Consider the following 15,326-nt stretch of genomic DNA (forward strand, 5'->3'; position numbering starts at 1 on the left):
GATCGTCGCGTTCGAGACCCGCAGGCAGCCGTGGCTGACGTCGGCGCCGACGCTCGTCGGCTGATCGGTTCCGTGCAGCCCGATCTCGCCCGGACCACCACCGAAGCTCGAGAGGACGTCCGAGAAAGCCGACAGCCCGAACGCATAGGGGTCATAGGTGCCCGCTGGGTCGGGCTGCTTCATCAAGTCCACCAGGTCATAGGTCCCGAGGGCATGGGCAGCAGCGATCGACCCACCCCGACGGGAGCGGAGACAAGGGACCGACTCCCGCGGAGGACCACGAGGCGACGTGAAGTGAGATCGGCGTGCACGAGATAGTCGTCGGAGAGCAGGCCGACGGCGCTGTTGCGGCGCGAATGGAGGACATTGCCTCTCGTGCGTCTTTATTGGATTGTGCGCCACCTCATGTCGCCGCTCTGCCCCTTTGTGGCGCCGATAAACGCGACGGCCCGAACCGACGGGTCGGCTATCCGGGGTTGCGGAAAGGGCAGCCCACCTGCACCTACTGGTCTTCAGTTCAGCGCACCGAGGTCGCCCGGCGCGCGATCGGAAAGCTCATAGGCTGCGCAGCTGATGACCGACGAGCCGACGGCCGACTTCCTCCAGGCGAACCGCGCGATGTGGGACGACTCGGTCGAGATCCACGCCGCCTCCCGCTTCTACGACGTCGCCGGGTGGCTCACAGACGGCCGCGGCCCGCGTCCGGACGAGCTCGCCCTCATCGGCCCCGTCGAGGGACTCGATATCTGTCACCTGCAGTGCCACTTCGGGATGGACACCCTCTCCCTCGCTCGCGTCGGGGCGCGCATCACCGGCCTCGACTTCTCCCCCGCCGCGATCGCACGCGCCCAGGCCCTCGCCGACGAGTCGGGCCTCGCGGCGCGCGCCCGCTTCGTTCTCGGCACCGTCGACGAGGCGAGCGCTCTTCTCGGCCGAGCCGCCTTCGACCTCGTGTACGTGAGCCTCGGCGCCCTGTGCTGGCTCCCCTCGGTCGCCCGTTGGGCGCACGAGGTCGCCGCGCTCCTGCGCCCGGGTGGCCGCCTCTTCCTGCACGACGCCCACCCTTTCGCGCAGGCCTGCATGGGAGAGGAGCTCGTCCCGGACTCCTCCTACTTCGAGGAGGTCGCACCGCGCGCCTGGGACGAGGAGGAGACCTACACCGACGCCATCCGGCCACTCACCGCGACCGTCAGCTACGAGTGGAACCATTCCCTCGGCGAGATCGTGAACGCCCTCATCGGCGAGGGCATGGTGCTCGACCGATTGATCGAGCACGACTGGACGAGCTTCGCCCGCTTGGAATCGATGGTGCGCATCGCGGACCAGCGCTATGTCCTGCCTGAGGGCTCGCCCCGCCTCCCGCTCAGCTTCACGCTGCTCGCGACGCGAAGCGGCAGCTAGCGGAGCGCGGCCTCCTCCGCTCCGGCGGACTTCACCTGGAGGCGGGCGCGGGCGAGGACGACGACGCCCGAGGCGACGGCGATCGAGAGCGCGAGCCCCCCGCTGTAGGCGAGGCGGCGGTGCGAGAGCGCGGAGCGGATCATCTGCCGCTCGGCGGCGACGCCGAGCGAGGTGAGGACCCCTTCGATCAGGCCGTCGGGGACCGCCGGGCGCTCCTCGCGCAACTGGCCGAGGAGGCGCATCATCTTCTTGTAGCGGGCGAGCTCGCTCCTGCAGGCGAGGCAGCTCTCGACGTGGGTCACCACCTCGTCGCCGGCGGCAGCGCCGTCGAGGATCGCCGGCAGGCGACGGGCGACCTCCGCGCAGCTCGTCACTTGGCCGCCACCGGGTAGAGCCGCTCGCGCAGCAGCCGGCGGGCGCGGTGCAGGCGCACCTTGGCGGCGGTGCGCGAGATGCCGAGCTCTGCGGCGATCGCCCCGTGCGGCAGGTCGTAGATGTCGCGCAGCACGACGACCGCCCGCAGCCCCCAGGGGAGGGCGCCGAGCGCACGAACAAGCTCGGCGCGCTCGTCGCTACGGGTCGCCGCGACCTCGGGGTTCGCCTCGCCCCGCACCTCGATGAGCGCGAGCTCGTCGTCGAAGGGCTCGGTCCGGCGGCGGCCGCTCCTCGTGCGCTGCGAGGAGGCGCAGTTCGCGCAGATCCGGTAGAGCCAGGTCGCGACCGAGGCATCGCCGCGGAAGCGGCCGATGGCGTTGAAGGCCCGCAGGTAGGTCTCCTGAAGGACGTCGCTCGCGTCGTGCTCGTTGCCCACGAGGCGCAGCGCCAGCGCGTAGACCGCAGGCGAGGTGGCCGCGACGAGCTCCGCGAAGGCCTCGGTGTCCCCCTCGCGAGCGCGCGCGACGAGCGCGGCGGAGGGCTCAGGAGCGGTGGGAGCGGCCCCGGGCAGCCCGCTACGGGCGGCGGGCGCGGGGCGTTGCCGGGTGAGCGCGCCGTTCGGCGCGTCGCCCGGCGGAATCAGCGGGTTTCCTTGTGGAGGGTGTGCTGGCGGTCGAAGCGGCAGTACTTGCGCATCTCGATGCGCTCGCGGTCGTTCTGCCGGTTCTTCGTCGTGATGTAGTTGCGCCGCTTGCAGACCTCGCACTCCAAGGTGACCTGCACGCGCCGTTCGTTCTTCGCCACCGGGACTCCTTGTCCTGACAACGCGGCCGCGGCCCCGAAGGGCGGGCTGCACTGGAAAGCCACTCTAGTAGCAGTAGTAGCGGCGGCGGGACTCGAACCCGCGACCCCACGATTATGAGCCGTGTGCTCTGACCGACTGAGCTACGCCGCCGCGGTGGAGCCCCCTGTCGGATTTGAACCGACGACCCCTTCCTTACCATGGAAGTGCTCTGCCACTGAGCTAAGGGGGCCCGTGGCGCCGTCATGTTAGTGCTCTCCCGGGGTGCTCCCCGGGGCCTTCTATCTTCGCGGTATGCAGCTACGACTCGCCGAAGAGCGCGACGCCGAGGCGATCCGCCAGATCTACAACGTCGAGGTCCTCACCTCGACCGTCACCTTCGACCTGGTGGCGCGCGACGAGAAGGAGCAGCGGGCCTGGATGGCCGCGCACTCCGGCGTCTACCCCGTGGTCGTCGCCGAGGTCGACGGCGAGATCGCCGGTTTCGCCTGCCTCTCCCCCTACCGCCCGCGGCCCGCCTACTCGACGAGCGCCGAGGACTCGGTCTACGTCGCCGCCCCCCACCGCGGCGCCGGCGTCGGCAAGGCCCTCCTCGCCCGCATCGTCGAGCTCGCCGGCACGCACGGCTTCCACTCGGTGATGGCGCGCGTCGTCGGCGACCACGAGGCCTCGATCGCTCTGCACCGCGCCTGCGGCTTCGAGCTCGTCGGCGTCGAGCGCGAGATCGGCCGAAAGTTCGGCCACTGGCTCGACGTCGCCCTGATGCAGCTACTCGTGCAGGGGGACTGAGGCCGCGAGCTCGAGCTCGGCGGGCGCCGCCGCGAGCCGGCGCAGCCGGCGCAGCCGTGGCACCACGAGCACCGCGACCAGCCCGACGAGGGCAAGCGAGGCGATGCTCACGAGGAGCGGATTGGCGACCCCGAGCTCGTCGACGAGCACGAAGCCCCCCGGCAGGCCGAGGAAGCAGGCGGCGGCCGAAAAGACGCAGAGCACGTGGCGGGCGGCCCCCACGACGACCGGGGCGAGGAAGACGAAACCCCACGTGAGGTACCAGGGCTGGACGACGGGCCCGAGCGCGGCGAAGGCGACGAGGGTCCAGCCGATCGCCCGCAGCGGGCCGATCGCCTCCGAGCCGAGCAGCAGGCGGAGCGCGACCCCCACCGCGAGGAGCATCGCCCCGCCGCGGGTCAGCGTGAGGAACGGGTGCGCGAGGCCACCGAGGCCGACGAGGCCGGCGATCTTGCCACCGGCGAGGCCGAGGGCGGTCGCCGGGTCGAGCCAGGAGCGGATCTGGTCGGGGTTGGAGAGCCCGGAGATCCAGCCCCATCCGAGGCCGGCGAGCACCGAGACGGCGGCCATCACCCCGCCGGCGATCAGCAGCGCGCTGGCCGTCGGCCGCACCCGCTCGCGGGGGCTGTGGCCGGGGCCGATCCACTCCCAGCCGATGTAGATCACACCGACGATCGCCGGCACCTTCACCACCGCGCCGAGCGCGCAGCACACGATGCCGAGGAAGAATTGGCCGCGCCGCGCCAACGCGTACCCGACCGCCAGCAGGCCGATCATCAGTGCGTCGTTGTGGCCACCGCCGATGAGGTGCAGCAGGATCAGCGGGTTGAGCGCCGCGAGGGTGAAGGCGGTCGCCCCGTCGCGGCCGAAGGAGCGGGCGATCGAAGGGATCGCGACCGCGAACAGGAGCGTGCCCACGAGGGCGAGGAGACGCATGCCGACCACCGAGGCGAGCGGGTCGTGGCGGGCGATCTCGACGATCCAGCCGGCGAGGGCGAGGAAGACCGGACCATAAGGCGAGGTGACGTGGCCCCAGAGGCCGTCCGGAAGGTAGGTGAGGATCGGCGAGCTGCCGAGGTCGGCGGGGCCGTAGAGGTAGGGGTTGAGGTGGTGCGACATCATCTCGCCCTGCGCCGCGTAGCTGTAGAGGTCCCGCGAGAACAGCGGCGCGACGACGAGCAGCGGCAGCGCCCAGGCGCAGAAGACGAGCGCCAGCCGCCGGAGCGGCACGCCGCGGTGGCGCGAGACGACGCGCACGATGTCGTACCAGGCGCGCATCAACAGGATCATCCCGCCGTAGACGGCGACGACCCCGAAGAACAGTCCCGAGCCGGGCGGCGGGACCGGCGCGTTGCAGGGTGGTGCCGCGGCCGAGATGTCGCAGGCGCCGGGGATCCCGAAGAACCAGGCGCCGGGGATCTTCTCGGTGAACGGTGAGTTCGGCTGGCTGGCGCCGAGGGTGATGAGCAGCGTCCCGAGGAAGCCGACGAAGCCCGACTGGAGGAGGCGGCGGTGCACCAGTTGCTGCACCTGCTCGTAGGGTGCAGCCGCACCCGAGCCGCGGGCGAAGAGCGAGGCGAGGGTGCGGCCGCGGACGCGCAGCGGCTCGAGGGCGGCCGAGAGGCGCTCGCCGGCGAGGGTGAGCGCACCGAGAAGTCGGGAGCGTCCCTCGACCGCGGTGGCCGGCCGGTCGAGGTCGGTCATCGACATCGTCGCGAGTGTACCGACCGTCCCCCGCAGGCAACCGGCAAAATCGCTCGTGAACAAGAACCTCTCGCGTCGCCGCCACTATCCGCGAGGCCCTCGCCGCGCTGCCTCGGGCTCGGGTGGTGCTCGCCCTCGGCGCCGCCCGAGGCCTACAGGCCCAACCTCAGTGAGGCCCCGGCGCTCTCCCCGTGCTCGTAGACCTCCGCGGCGGGCCCGACCACGAGCGGGTCGAGCACCCCGACCAGCTCGTGGTCCTTGCCGGGGTAGTCGAACTGGCTGAGCACCTGGCGCATCGCGCCGAGGCGGGCGCGCTTTTTGTCGTTGCTCTTCACCACCGTCCACGGAGCGAAGGGCGTGTCGGTGGCCTTGAACATCGCCTCCTTGGCGGCGGTGTAGTCGTTCCAGCGGTCGAGCGAGGCGAGGTCGGTCGGCGAGAGCTTCCACTGGCGGACCGGGTCGATGCTGCGGATCAGAAAGCGCGTCCGCTGCTCGGCGCGCGAGACCGAGAACCACAGCTTCACGAGATGGATGCCGTCGTCGACGAGCAGCTGCTCGAAGACCGGTGCCTGGCGGAGGAAGCGCTCGTACTCCGCGTCGGTGCAGTAGCCCATCACCCGCTCGACGCCCGCCCGGTTGTACCAGGAGCGGTCGAACAGGACGATCTCGCCGGCGGAGGGGAGGTGCTCCACATAGCGCTGGAAGTACCACTCCCCCTGCTCGCGCTCGTTCGGCTTCTCGAGGGCGACGGCGCTCGTGCCACGGGGGTTGAGGTGCTCGGTGAAGCGCTTGATCGTGCCGCCCTTGCCGGCCGCGTCGCGCCCCTCGAACAGGACGAGGAGGCGGCCGCCGGTGTCCTTCAGCCAGTTCTGCAGCTGCAGGAGCTCGATCTGCAGCGCGCGCTTCACGACGTCGTACTCGGGGCGCGCGAGGCGCTCGTCGTAGGGGTAGCCCTCCCGCCAGGTGTCGACGAGGCGCCCGTCTTTCCAGCGCAGCACCGGCTCGTCCTCGTCCTCGGTCTCGTCGAGCTCGAGCTGGTCGAGGTACTTGGAGAGGTCGAGGTCGAGGTCGAGGAGCTCTCCGTCGGTCTCGACGGTCATCGAGGTCCCCGGCCCGGACGGTGCGCGGCCGTGCTCACCTCCGCATCCTTGTCGGCGCGCCGGCGCTTTGCGAGCGGCAGCGGCGAATCGGGTAGAGACAAGGACGGCCGAGGTGGGGAGGGGCGATGGACGTCGTCGAGGAGGAGCACAAGTACGAGGCGGAGCGCTCGACCGAGCTCCCCGACATCGAACGGGTCCTTCCGAGCGGCGCGCGCATCGCGCATCGCGCACCGATCGAGCTCGACGCGACCTACTTCGACACCACCGACCGTCGGCTGCTGCGCTGCGGCCTCACGCTGCGACGCCGCAGCGGGGGCGGCGACGCGGGGTGGCACCTGAAGGTCCCCGGGGAGGGGGCGGCGACACGGGAGGAGATCCGTCGCCCGCTCTCGGCCGCGCTGCTCCCCGAGGTGCCGGCCGAGCTCGCCGACCTCGTGCTCGCCCGGCTGCGGGGCGAGCCGCTCCGCCCGGTGGCGCGGATCCGGACGCGGCGGGTCGTGCACGAGGTGCTCGACAGTGCGGGGCCGGTCGTCGAGATCGCCGACGACACCGTGCGCGCCGAGGTCGTCGGCGAGGCGGGGGCGAGGAGCTGGCGCGAGATCGAGGTGGAGGTGCAGCCGAGGGGTCACAAGCTCGCGAAGCGTGTCGCGGCGTCGCTCCGTGCCGTCGGCATCCGCCCCTCGACCGAACGCTCCAAGCTCGCGACGCTGCTGTTGCCGGACGACTCGCGCGACGCGCGCGTCCACCACCGGCGGGAGGTGCTGCGGGCGCGCCTCGTCGAGCAGAGCGAGGAGCTGGTCGCCCGTGACCTCGACGTCCGTCGCGGGAGGCCCGATGCCGTCCACGACCTGCGCGTCGCGGCGCGTCGGCTGCGCAGCTGTCTGCAGAGCTTCGCCCCGCTGTTCGACGAGGGATCGTCCGCGCGCCTCGGCGTCGAGCTCCGCTGGCTCTCCGGGCTGCTCCGCGCGGCGCGCGACCTCGAAGTGCTGGCGCGCCGCATCGACGGCGAGATCGGCGAGGCACTCGCCCTCCGCGGCCGCGCCGAGGTTCGGCGGGCGGTGAAGGCCCAGATCGAGCGCGAGCAGCGCGCCGCGGTCGCAGACCTCGACGAGGGCCTGCGCAGCCCCCGCTACGCGGCGCTCCTCGACGACGTGCTCGCCTTCGCCGACCGACCCGCCTATCGCGCCGGCCGCCGACCCCGCCGCCAGCAGCTCCTCGCACGCGTCGACCACGACGCTCGACGCGTGCGGCGGCGCCTGCGGCGGGGACGGCGCGCGGAGGGGCCCGCACGCGACGTCCTCCTCCACGAGGCCCGCAAGGCCGCGAAGCGCGCCCGCTACGCCGCCGAGACGATCGCTCCGCTGCGTCCGCGCCGCGCCGCTGCGCTCGCGCGCCACTTCGAGGAGGTGCAGGAGCGGCTCGGCGAGCGCCAGGACGCCGTGGTCTCCCGCGCCTTTCTCGAGGAGTTGGCGCACGACGGCGACGACGCCTCGCGCGCAGTGACCTTCGCGCTCGGCGCGCTCGCCCGCGACGAGGAGCGGCGGGTCGCCGAGGTCGACGGCCACCTCCCAAAGGCGCGGGCGGCGGCGCTCGGCGGCTGATCGGTGCTCCGGCTCCGCGCGAACGGGCAGCCCGCCGACGCCAGGAACCGGCGGCCGATCGAAGCTCGAAAAGCCGCCTCGAGCTGGGCGTCTACTGCCTAATGCGACGTGGGCCGGGTAGGATTCGAACCTACGAAGGCGCTGCCGGCAGATTTACAGTCTGCTCCCGTTGGCCACTTGGGTACCGACCCGTCGGGGCGACACCCTATCCGAAGGCCCGCACGCCGAATCCGAAGGCCCGCACGCCGAATCCGAGGGCCCGAGGCCAGAGCCGACGGCCCGCAAGCCGAGATCCGGGGGCGCCCTGGCTATCGTTTCCGGCATGCCGACTTTCGACATCACCTCCGAAGTGGACATGCAAGAAGTCCGCAACGCCGTCGACCAGGCCGAGCGCGAAGTCTCGACCCGCTTCGACTTCAAGAACACCGGGGCGACGATCGAGCTGCGCCCCGAGGAGATCGAGCTGCACGCGCCGACCGACGACCGCCTGCGGGCGCTGCAGCAGGTGCTCGAGGAGAAGCTCGTCCGCCGCAACGTCTCGCTGAAGGCCCTCGACTACCAAAAGGCCGAGGAGGCCTCGAAGGGCACCCTCCGCCAGCTCGTGAAGCTGCAGGCCGGCATCTCCTCTGACCGCGCGAAGCAGATCAACAAGGCGGTGAAGGACCTCAACCTGAAGGGCGTGAGCTCCCAGGCCCAGGGTGAGCAGGTGCGCGTCAACGGGAAGAAGCGCGACGACCTGCAGGCGGTGATCGCGGCGCTGAAGGAGCTGGACCTCGGCATCCCGCTGCAGTTCGGCAACTTCCGGGACTGAGCCACCCGCACGGTCCCACCGCCGGCCGCTACGCCGGCGCTGCGGGGTGGATCCTCACGTCAGCGGAAGAGCAGCGTCGCGTCGTGCGCGAACGAGACGAGCGGCTGCGGCCAGATGCCGAAGAAGAGCGTCGCGAGGACGACGATGCCGAGCCCCGAGAGCGCCCAGTTGTCGAGGGCGAGCGCGCGGGTGGCGTCCAGCTGGCGGAGCGCGAGCGCCGTGCCGCCGCCGCTCGCCCCGGCTGCGGCCTGCTCCGCCACCTCCTCGTCGACCGCCGGCGCCTCGCCGAACATCAACAGCACGACGCGCAGGTAGAAGAAGACGGCGATCGACGCCGAGACCATCGCGATCACCGCGAGCGCGTAAGAGTGGGCGTCGACGGCCGCCGCGACCACGTAGAACTTGGCGAAGAAGCCGGTCGTGAAGGGCGCTCCCGCCTGGGCCAGGAGGAGCACCGCGAAGGCGATGGCGAGCGTCGGCGCGCGTCGGCCGAGGCCGCGGTAGGACTCGAGATCGTGGGCCTCGTCGCCGCGGCCGCCGACGATGGCGACGACCGCGAAGCTCCCGAGGACGAGCAGCGCGTAGGCAAAGAGGTAGTAGAGCGCGCCGGAGCGGCCGCGCTCGGTCGCCGCCTGCACGCCGAGCAGCACGAAGCCTGCGTGGTTGATCGAGGAGTAGGCGAGCATCCGCTTCACGTCGCGCTGCACGAGTGCGACCACCGCTCCGGTGAGCAGCGTGGCGGTGGCGAGGATCCAGAGGATCGGCTGCCAGTCGCTCGCGAGCGTCGGGTAGCTCGAGAACAGCACCCGCAGCAGCGCCGCGAAGCCGCCGACCTTGGCGACCGCCGCCATGAAGCCGACCGCGGGCGTGGGCGAGCCCTCGTAGACGTCGGGCGTCCACATGTGGAAGGGCACCGCCGCGATCTTGAAGCCGAAGCCGGCGATGAGCAGCACCAGCCCGGCGAGGAGCACCCCGTTGCTGAGGACGGTGTTGCGCGCCAGGAAGGCGCCGATCTCGGCGAGGTTGATCGAGCCGGTCGCCCCGTAGGTGAGGGCGATCCCGTAGACGAAGACCGCCGAGGAGAAGGCGCCGAGGACGAAGTACTTCATCGCCGCCTCGGTCGAGCCCTCGCTGCGGTGGTCGAAGCCGGCCATCACGTAGAGCGGGAGCGAGAGGACCTCGAGGCCCAAGAAGATGAGGATCAGGTCGTCCGCGCTGCCCATCAGCATCGCCCCCGCCGCCGCGATGAGCGCGAGGACGTAGTACTCCGGGCCGGCCATCTGCTCGCGGCGCAGGAAGCTCGCCCCGAAGAAGGGGGCGAGGATCACGACACAGGAGATGAGGACGTACACGAAGCAGGTGAAGCCGTCGACGGCGACGGCGTGCGCGATCGCGCTCGAGGCGCCGTGGTCCTGGACGTCGTGCCAGAGGATGAGCGAGGCGATGAGCGAGGCGATCCCCGCCCCGCTCGTCGCCGCGGCGTAGGCCTCGGTCGGGATCGTGCGGCTGACGAGGGCCGAGACGGCGAGCAGCACGAGCATCCAGCCGAGGAGGATGAGCTCGGGGAGGATCGTCGTGTAGTCGATCGCCGGCAGCACGAGCGCCGTCGCGAGGAGGTGGATCACTTGCCCGCTCCCTCGGTGAGGTGCGCCGTGAGCTGTGCCCCCGACGGCCCTCCGATGGCCGGGAGGACGGGGTGGGCGACCTGCTCGACGTGGGTGATGAGCGCGTTCACCGACGGCGTGATGCGCTCGAGTACGGGCTTCGGGTAGACGCCGAGGAAGACGATCGCGAGCACGAGCGGGGCGACGACGAGGCGCTCGTGGCGGGTCATCTCCGCGAAGCCCTGGGACTCCGAGGTCGCCGGGCCGTGGAAGACCTGCTGGTAGCCCCAGAGCAGGTAGACGGCGGCGACGATCACCCCGGCGGTGGCGACGACCGCCCACCAGCGGTGGGTGAGGAAGGTGCCGGCGAGGATCAGGAACTCCCCGACGAAGCCGTTCAGCCCCGGGACGCCGATCGAGGCGAGGACGGTGAAGGTGAAGACGCCGGCGAGGACGGGGGCGCGGCGCTGCAGCCCCCGCATCGGGCCGATCGCGAAGGTGCCGGTGCGCTTGGTGACCATCGCGATGAGCAGGAAGAGCGCCGCGGTGTACAGGCCGTGGTTCACCATCTGCAGCACCGCCCCCGAGACCGACTCGCCGGTGAGGGCGAAGGCGCCGATCACGATGAAGCCCATGTGCGCGAGCGAGGAGTAGGCGACGAGGCGCTTCAGGTCGCGCTGCGCAGCGGCGACCACGCCGCCGTAGATGATCCCCACCACGCCGAGGGTGAGGAGCAACGGCGCGAGCACGACCACCGCGTGCGGGAAGAGCTCGAGGTCGAAGCGGACGATGCCGTAGGTGCCGAGCTTGGCCATCACCCCGGCGAGGAGGATCGAGGCCGACGGCGGCCCCTCGGCGTAGGCGTCCGGGGACCAGGTGTGGAAGGGGAAGACCGGGGCCTTCACCACGAAGGCGATCGTGAAGGAGAGGAAGAGGAGCATCCCGGCCGTCCCCGAGAGCGCGGTGTGCGAGAGGGCGAGGACGTCGAAGGTGGTCACACCGGTCTGGCCCTGGTGCAAGAAGACGAGGGCGATGATGCCGACGAGCATGAAGGCCGAGGCGAGGAAGGTGTAGATGAAGAACTTCGTCGCCGCCGGGCCGCGCCCCTCGTGGCCCCACCCGCTGATCAGGAAGTAGACGGGCACGAGGGTCAGCTCGAAGAACAAGAAGAAGACGAGCACGTCAAGGGAGAGGAAGCTGCCGATGCAGCCCGCCTCGAGGAGGAGCGTCCAGGCGACGAAGGCCTTCTGGTTCTCGCGCTCCCCCGCCCCCGCGAGCGTGATCGGGAAGAGCAGCGCCGTCATCAGCAGGAGGAAGAGCGAGATCCCGTCGATGCCGAGGTCCCAGGAGATGCCGAGCGGCGCGATCCAGCTGTGGTGGACGACGAGCTGGAAGCCGCCCTGGCCGCTCTTGAAGACGGCGAGGACCGCGGCGGCGAGGCCGAGCACGCCGAGGGAGGAGAGCAGGGCGACGCCCTGGATGGCGCGGCGGCTCCCCTTCGGCAGGCAGGCGACGAGGATCGCCGCGCCGGCCGGCACGAAGATGAGCAGCGAGAGGTAGGGCACCGAGCTGGTCGCTCCCATCAGCGTCCCGCCCGCACGACGACGTAGGCGACGAGCAGGACGACGCCGCCGACGAGGCCGAGCGCGTAGTTGCGGACGTAGCCGTTTTGCACCCTGCGCAGGCGCGTGCCGCTGTCGCGCACGGCCCTCGCGAGGCCGACGACGGCGCCGTCGATCACCGAGCGGTCACCCTCCGCGAGGCGGGCGGCGGCCGCTGCCGCGGGCACGGCGATCAGGCGGTCGTAGGCGGCGTCGATCCCCCAGGCCATGTAGAGCAGGCGCGGCTCGAGCGCCGGCCGGTCGACCCGCGTCCGCCAGAGCTGGACCGCCGCGAGCGCGCCCGCGATCGCGAGGGCGCCGTCGATGAGGGCGAAGGACCACTTCGCCCCGAGGCCGAAGGGGTGGGAGAAGAGCGTCGCGCCGAGGACGGGGTCGAGCCAGCGCTCGAGGAAGTCGAAGTGCGGATGGAAGGGGAGGTTGATGAGGCCGCCGGCGACCGAGCAGAGCGAGAGCACGACGAGCGGGATCGTCATCACCGGCACCGGGTCGTGCGGGTGCAGCGCCGCCTCGGCGTGCGCCTCCTGCCAGCGGCGGACGCCGCCGAAGACGAGGAGGTACTCGCGTCCCATGTAGTAGGCGGTGAGGAAGGCGGTGACCGCGGCGATCACCCACAGGGCGGGCGTGACGGCGTAGGCGTTCTCCAAGATGTCGCTCTTGGACCAGAAGCCGGACAACGGCGGCACGCCGGCGATCGAGAGCCAGCCGATGAGGAACGAGACCGCGGTGAGCGGCATCACCGCGCGCAGCGCCCCCATCACCTTGATGTTCTGCTCGTCGTCCATGGCGTGGATCACCGAGCCGGCCGAGAGGAACAGGAGCGCCTTGTAGAAGGCGTGCGTGAGCATCAAGAAGAGCGCCGCGTCGTAGGCGCCGCAGCCGACGGCGAGGAACATGTAGCCGAGCTGGGAGACCGTCGAGTAGGCGAGGACCTTCTTGATGTCGGTCTGCGCGCAGCCGGCGGTGGCGCCGATGAAGGCGGTCGCCACGCCGATCCAGGCGATCACGTGCGCGGCGTCCGGGGCGGCGTGCAGGATCGGGCTGACCCGGCACATCAGGTAGACGCCGGCGGTGACCATCGTCGCCGCGTGGATCAGGGCGGAGACCGGGGTCGGACCCTCCATCGCGTCGGCGAGCCAGGGGAAGAGCGGGAACTGCGCCGACTTGCCGACCGCGCCGAGGAAGAGGAGCAGCGCGATGGCGACCATGTCGGTCGGTGAGATGCGGTCGAGGCGGGAGAAGACGGTGAGGTAGTTGAGGCTCCCCGTCCGCTCGAAGATGAGGAAGAGCGCAACGAGCAAGCCGGCGTCGCCGATGCGGTTGTAGATCATCGCCTTCTTGCCCGCGGATGCCGCCGTGTCGCGCTCGAACCAGAAGGCGATGAGGAAGTAGGAGCAGACGCCGACGCCCTCCCAGCCGAAGAAGGTGACGAGGAAGTTGTCCGAGAGGACGAGCATCAGCATCGAGAAGACGAAGAGGTTGAGGTAGAGGAAGAACTTCGGGAAGTCCCGGTCGTGGCTCATGTAGCCGATGGAGTAGAGGTGGATGAGGGCCGAGACGCCGGTGACGAAGGCGGCCATCGTCATCGAGAGCGGGTCGACGAGGAGCGCCACGTTGACCTGCAGGCGGTCGGCGCCGAACCAGTTGAAGAGGTGGAGGGTGTAGCTGCGCGAGGCGGGGTCGCGCGAGAAGAGCGCGGCGAAGACGAGCACCGTGAAGACGAACGAGCCGGCGATCATCGCCGTCGCCAGCCATCCGGCGCGGGGGTTGCCGAGGCGGCGGCCGTAGAGCGTGAGGAGGAGGTAGCCCGCGAGGGGGAGGAGGGGGATCAGGAACGCGAGCGAGAGCACCGGGTCAGCCCTTCAGCACGTGGGCGTCGTCGGCCGTCGCACCGGGGTGGCGGCGGAAGATGGCGACGATGATCCCGAGGCCGACGACGACCTCGGCCGCCGCCACGACGAGGACGAAGAAGACCGCGACCTGGCCGGCGATGTCGCCGAGGGCGCGGGCGAACGAGACGAAGGTGAGGTTGGCGGCGTTCAGCATCAGCTCGATGCACATGAACATCACGAGGACGTTGCGGCGGACGAGCAGGCCGACGGCGCCGATCGTGAAGACGATCGCCGCGAGCGTGAGGTACCAGCCGGCGTTGACGCTCATCGCGGCCCCGCCTCGCTCTGTTCGACCTCGGCCCCGGAGGCTAGCTCGACACCGGCCCCGTCGGTGCGCGCCGCAGCGAGCTCGCTCGCCTCGCGGGCGCCGAGCTCGGGCCCGGCCTCGCCCTGCAGGTGGCGGCGGGCGAGGACGACCGCCCCGACGACGGCGACGACGAGCAGTGCCGAGGTCACCTCGAAGGGCAGCAGGTAGGTCGTGAAGAGGGCCTCGCCGATCGCCTTGGTGTTGCCCGCTCCCCCCGTCGCCGGTGCCGTGACGGTGTGCGCGCCGGTCACCCAGTGGCCGGTCCCGAGGAGGACGACCTCCGCGAGGACGAGCAGGCCGAGGACGAGGGCGACCACCCGCTGGCCGCGGAAGGTGTCGGCGAGGACCCGCTCCTCGCGGTCGACGCCGATGAGCATGATCACGAAGAGGAAGAGGACGACGATCGCCCCCGCGTAGACGATCACCTGCACCGCGGCGAGGAACTGCGCGTCCTCCTCGACGAACAGCACGGCGACGCCGAAGAGCGTCATCACGAGCATCAGCGCCGAGTGCACGGGGTTCTTCGCGAGGACGACGCCGAGTGCGCCGACCAGCACCACCGCGGCGGCGATGACGAAGGTCAGCGCGTCCGCGACGGTCGCGCCGAGCAACAGCGGCATCAGCGGACCCGTCCGCCGAGGCGGAAGGGGATCTTGTCGCGGGACACGGTGCGGATCGCGAAGTTGCCGGTCGCGGCGTCGTCCCGCCGCGGCGACTGGCCGCCCTCGGGAGCGCGCACGCCGTAGCCGAGCTCGCCCGACCACTGCACCTCGCCCTCGTAGGAGGCCGCCCCCGAGGGGGAGGTGGCGCGCATCCACGCCGAGGTGTAGCGGTCGTCGCCCTCCCGCCAGTCCTCCCAGGGGAGCTTCTTCGGCCGCCCCTCGTCGTCGACGACGAGCTCGTCCCTTGTGTAGATCGCGTCGGCGCGGCTCGTGAAGGAGAACTCGAACATCTTCGACTCGGTGATCGCCTCGGTCGGGCAGGCCTCGACGCACAGGTCGCAGTGGATGCAGCGCAGGTAGTTGATCTCGTAGACGAAGCCGTAGCGCTCTCCCGGCGAGACCGGTTCGTCGGGGTTGTTGTCGGCGCCGCGCACGTAGATGCAGTCCGCTGGGCACACCGCGGCGCACAGCTCGCAGCCGATGCACTTCTCCATCCCGTCCTCGTAACGGTTGAGGACGTGGCGGCCGTGCGCGCGCGGCGGCTTCGGCTTCTTCACCTTCGGGTACTCGGTCGTCACCCGCGGCTCGAAGACCTGCTTCAAGGAGATGCGGAAGCCACCGAAGAAGCTCAGAATCGAAGGACCCGCGCCGCCCGCCAT

Annotated in this window: 16 protein-coding genes and 3 tRNA genes; 4 read left to right on the plus strand and 15 right to left on the minus strand. The window is 71.0% G+C overall.

Annotated features, from left to right (window positions below; translation table 11 throughout):
- On the minus strand, positions 1 to 183 hold a 183-nt coding region (locus VNF07_07080; protein HVB05988.1), incomplete at its 3' end, for a L,D-transpeptidase.
- 390 nt (positions 184 to 573) lie between these two features.
- On the opposite strand from VNF07_07080, the gene VNF07_07085 reads away from it, so the two are divergent.
- Positions 574 to 1,401, plus strand: a complete 828-nt coding sequence (locus VNF07_07085) for a class I SAM-dependent methyltransferase (protein HVB05989.1) — start codon at positions 574 to 576, stop codon at positions 1,399 to 1,401.
- Here VNF07_07085 and VNF07_07090 read toward each other — a convergent pair.
- The 5 genes from VNF07_07090 to VNF07_07110 form a co-directional block, all read right to left on the minus strand.
- Positions 1,398 to 1,775 (minus strand): hypothetical protein, encoded by a 378-nt coding sequence (locus tag VNF07_07090; protein HVB05990.1) that lies wholly within the window; start codon positions 1,773 to 1,775, stop codon positions 1,398 to 1,400. The genes VNF07_07085 and VNF07_07090 overlap by 4 nt on opposite strands.
- Positions 1,772 to 2,461, minus strand: a complete 690-nt coding sequence (locus tag VNF07_07095) for a sigma-70 family RNA polymerase sigma factor (GenBank protein HVB05991.1) — start codon at positions 2,459 to 2,461, stop codon at positions 1,772 to 1,774. Before VNF07_07095 ends, VNF07_07090 begins: the two co-directional genes overlap by 4 nt.
- Positions 2,416 to 2,580, minus strand: a complete 165-nt coding sequence (rpmG, locus tag VNF07_07100; protein HVB05992.1) for a 50S ribosomal protein L33 — start codon at positions 2,578 to 2,580, stop codon at positions 2,416 to 2,418. The genes VNF07_07095 and rpmG overlap by 46 nt, the downstream gene beginning before the upstream one ends.
- A gap of 77 nt (positions 2,581 to 2,657) precedes the next feature.
- Positions 2,658 to 2,731: transfer RNA gene (locus VNF07_07105), tRNA-Met, on the minus strand.
- A gap of 4 nt (positions 2,732 to 2,735) precedes the next feature.
- Positions 2,736 to 2,810, minus strand: a tRNA-Thr gene (locus VNF07_07110).
- Positions 2,811 to 2,872: 62 nt separating this feature from the next.
- Between VNF07_07110 and VNF07_07115 the strand changes: the two genes are divergently transcribed.
- Complete coding sequence (locus VNF07_07115) at positions 2,873 to 3,367, plus strand: GNAT family N-acetyltransferase (GenBank protein ID HVB05993.1); 495 nt, start codon at positions 2,873 to 2,875, stop codon at positions 3,365 to 3,367.
- On the opposite strand, the gene mptB is transcribed toward VNF07_07115, so the two are convergent.
- A complete protein-coding gene (gene mptB, locus VNF07_07120) occupies positions 3,347 to 5,077 on the minus strand; it encodes a polyprenol phosphomannose-dependent alpha 1,6 mannosyltransferase MptB (protein ID HVB05994.1) in 1,731 nt (576 codons plus the stop codon). The two genes, VNF07_07115 and mptB, sit on opposite strands and share 21 nt — an antisense overlap.
- A 146-nt stretch (positions 5,078 to 5,223) precedes the next feature.
- Positions 5,224 to 6,171, minus strand: coding sequence for a polyphosphate kinase 2 (gene ppk2 / locus VNF07_07125; protein HVB05995.1), 948 nt, complete (start codon positions 6,169 to 6,171; stop codon positions 5,224 to 5,226).
- Positions 6,172 to 6,296: 125 nt separating this feature from the next.
- Here ppk2 and VNF07_07130 point away from each other — a divergent pair, with 125 nt between their 5' ends.
- The gene (locus VNF07_07130) at positions 6,297 to 7,772 is read left to right on the plus strand and encodes a CYTH and CHAD domain-containing protein (GenBank protein ID HVB05996.1); all 1,476 of its coding nucleotides are present in this window, start codon (positions 6,297 to 6,299) and stop codon (positions 7,770 to 7,772) included.
- 109 nt (positions 7,773 to 7,881) lie between these two features.
- Here VNF07_07130 and VNF07_07135 read toward each other — a convergent pair.
- Positions 7,882 to 7,963 (minus strand) — tRNA-Tyr (locus tag VNF07_07135).
- 131 nt (positions 7,964 to 8,094) lie between these two features.
- Here VNF07_07135 and VNF07_07140 point away from each other — a divergent pair.
- The gene (locus VNF07_07140) at positions 8,095 to 8,583 is read left to right on the plus strand and encodes a YajQ family cyclic di-GMP-binding protein (GenBank protein HVB05997.1); all 489 of its coding nucleotides are present in this window, start codon (positions 8,095 to 8,097) and stop codon (positions 8,581 to 8,583) included.
- A gap of 59 nt (positions 8,584 to 8,642) precedes the next feature.
- Here VNF07_07140 and VNF07_07145 read toward each other — a convergent pair whose 3' ends face one another.
- From VNF07_07145 to nuoI, 6 genes are read right to left on the minus strand one after another with little or no spacing between them, the layout of a single operon-like run.
- Positions 8,643 to 10,208 (minus strand): NADH-quinone oxidoreductase subunit N, encoded by a 1,566-nt coding sequence (locus VNF07_07145; protein HVB05998.1) that lies wholly within the window; start codon positions 10,206 to 10,208, stop codon positions 8,643 to 8,645.
- The gene (locus tag VNF07_07150) at positions 10,205 to 11,770 is read right to left on the minus strand and encodes an NADH-quinone oxidoreductase subunit M (protein ID HVB05999.1); all 1,566 of its coding nucleotides are present in this window, start codon (positions 11,768 to 11,770) and stop codon (positions 10,205 to 10,207) included. Before VNF07_07150 ends, VNF07_07145 begins: the two co-directional genes overlap by 4 nt.
- Entirely contained in the window at positions 11,770 to 13,656 is a 1,887-nt protein-coding gene (gene nuoL, locus VNF07_07155; protein HVB06000.1) for an NADH-quinone oxidoreductase subunit L, read from the minus strand. The genes VNF07_07150 and nuoL overlap by 1 nt, the downstream gene beginning before the upstream one ends.
- A 4-nt stretch (positions 13,657 to 13,660) precedes the next feature.
- Complete coding sequence (nuoK, locus tag VNF07_07160; protein HVB06001.1) at positions 13,661 to 13,966, minus strand: NADH-quinone oxidoreductase subunit NuoK; 306 nt, start codon at positions 13,964 to 13,966, stop codon at positions 13,661 to 13,663.
- On the minus strand, positions 13,963 to 14,625 hold the full coding sequence (locus VNF07_07165; GenBank protein ID HVB06002.1) for an NADH-quinone oxidoreductase subunit J: 663 nt from the start codon (positions 14,623 to 14,625) through the stop codon (positions 13,963 to 13,965). The genes nuoK and VNF07_07165 overlap by 4 nt, the downstream gene beginning before the upstream one ends.
- A complete protein-coding gene (nuoI, locus tag VNF07_07170) occupies positions 14,625 to 15,326 on the minus strand; it encodes an NADH-quinone oxidoreductase subunit NuoI (protein HVB06003.1) in 702 nt (233 codons plus the stop codon). Before nuoI ends, VNF07_07165 begins: the two co-directional genes overlap by 1 nt.

Source organism: Acidimicrobiales bacterium (assembly GCA_035533595.1).
GTDB lineage: Bacteria > Actinomycetota > Acidimicrobiia > Acidimicrobiales > Bog-793 > DATLTN01.

Coding starts and splice junctions, on each gene's coding strand:
- VNF07_07085 (HVB05989.1), top strand. CDS start 574: ATGACCGACGAGCCGACGGCCGACTTCCTCCAGGCGAACCGCGCGATG.
- VNF07_07115 (HVB05993.1), top strand. CDS start 2,873: ATGCAGCTACGACTCGCCGAAGAGCGCGACGCCGAGGCGATCCGCCAG.
- mptB (HVB05994.1), bottom strand. CDS start 5,077: ATGTCGATGACCGACCTCGACCGGCCGGCCACCGCGGTCGAGGGACGC.
- ppk2 (HVB05995.1), bottom strand. CDS start 6,171: ATGACCGTCGAGACCGACGGAGAGCTCCTCGACCTCGACCTCGACCTC.
- VNF07_07130 (HVB05996.1), top strand. CDS start 6,297: ATGGACGTCGTCGAGGAGGAGCACAAGTACGAGGCGGAGCGCTCGACC.
- VNF07_07140 (HVB05997.1), top strand. CDS start 8,095: ATGCCGACTTTCGACATCACCTCCGAAGTGGACATGCAAGAAGTCCGC.
- VNF07_07150 (HVB05999.1), bottom strand. CDS start 11,770: ATGGGAGCGACCAGCTCGGTGCCCTACCTCTCGCTGCTCATCTTCGTG.
- nuoK (HVB06001.1), bottom strand. CDS start 13,966: ATGAGCGTCAACGCCGGCTGGTACCTCACGCTCGCGGCGATCGTCTTC.
- VNF07_07165 (HVB06002.1), bottom strand. CDS start 14,625: ATGCCGCTGTTGCTCGGCGCGACCGTCGCGGACGCGCTGACCTTCGTC.
- nuoI (HVB06003.1), bottom strand. CDS start 15,326: ATGGCGGGCGGCGCGGGTCCTTCGATTCTGAGCTTCTTCGGTGGCTTC.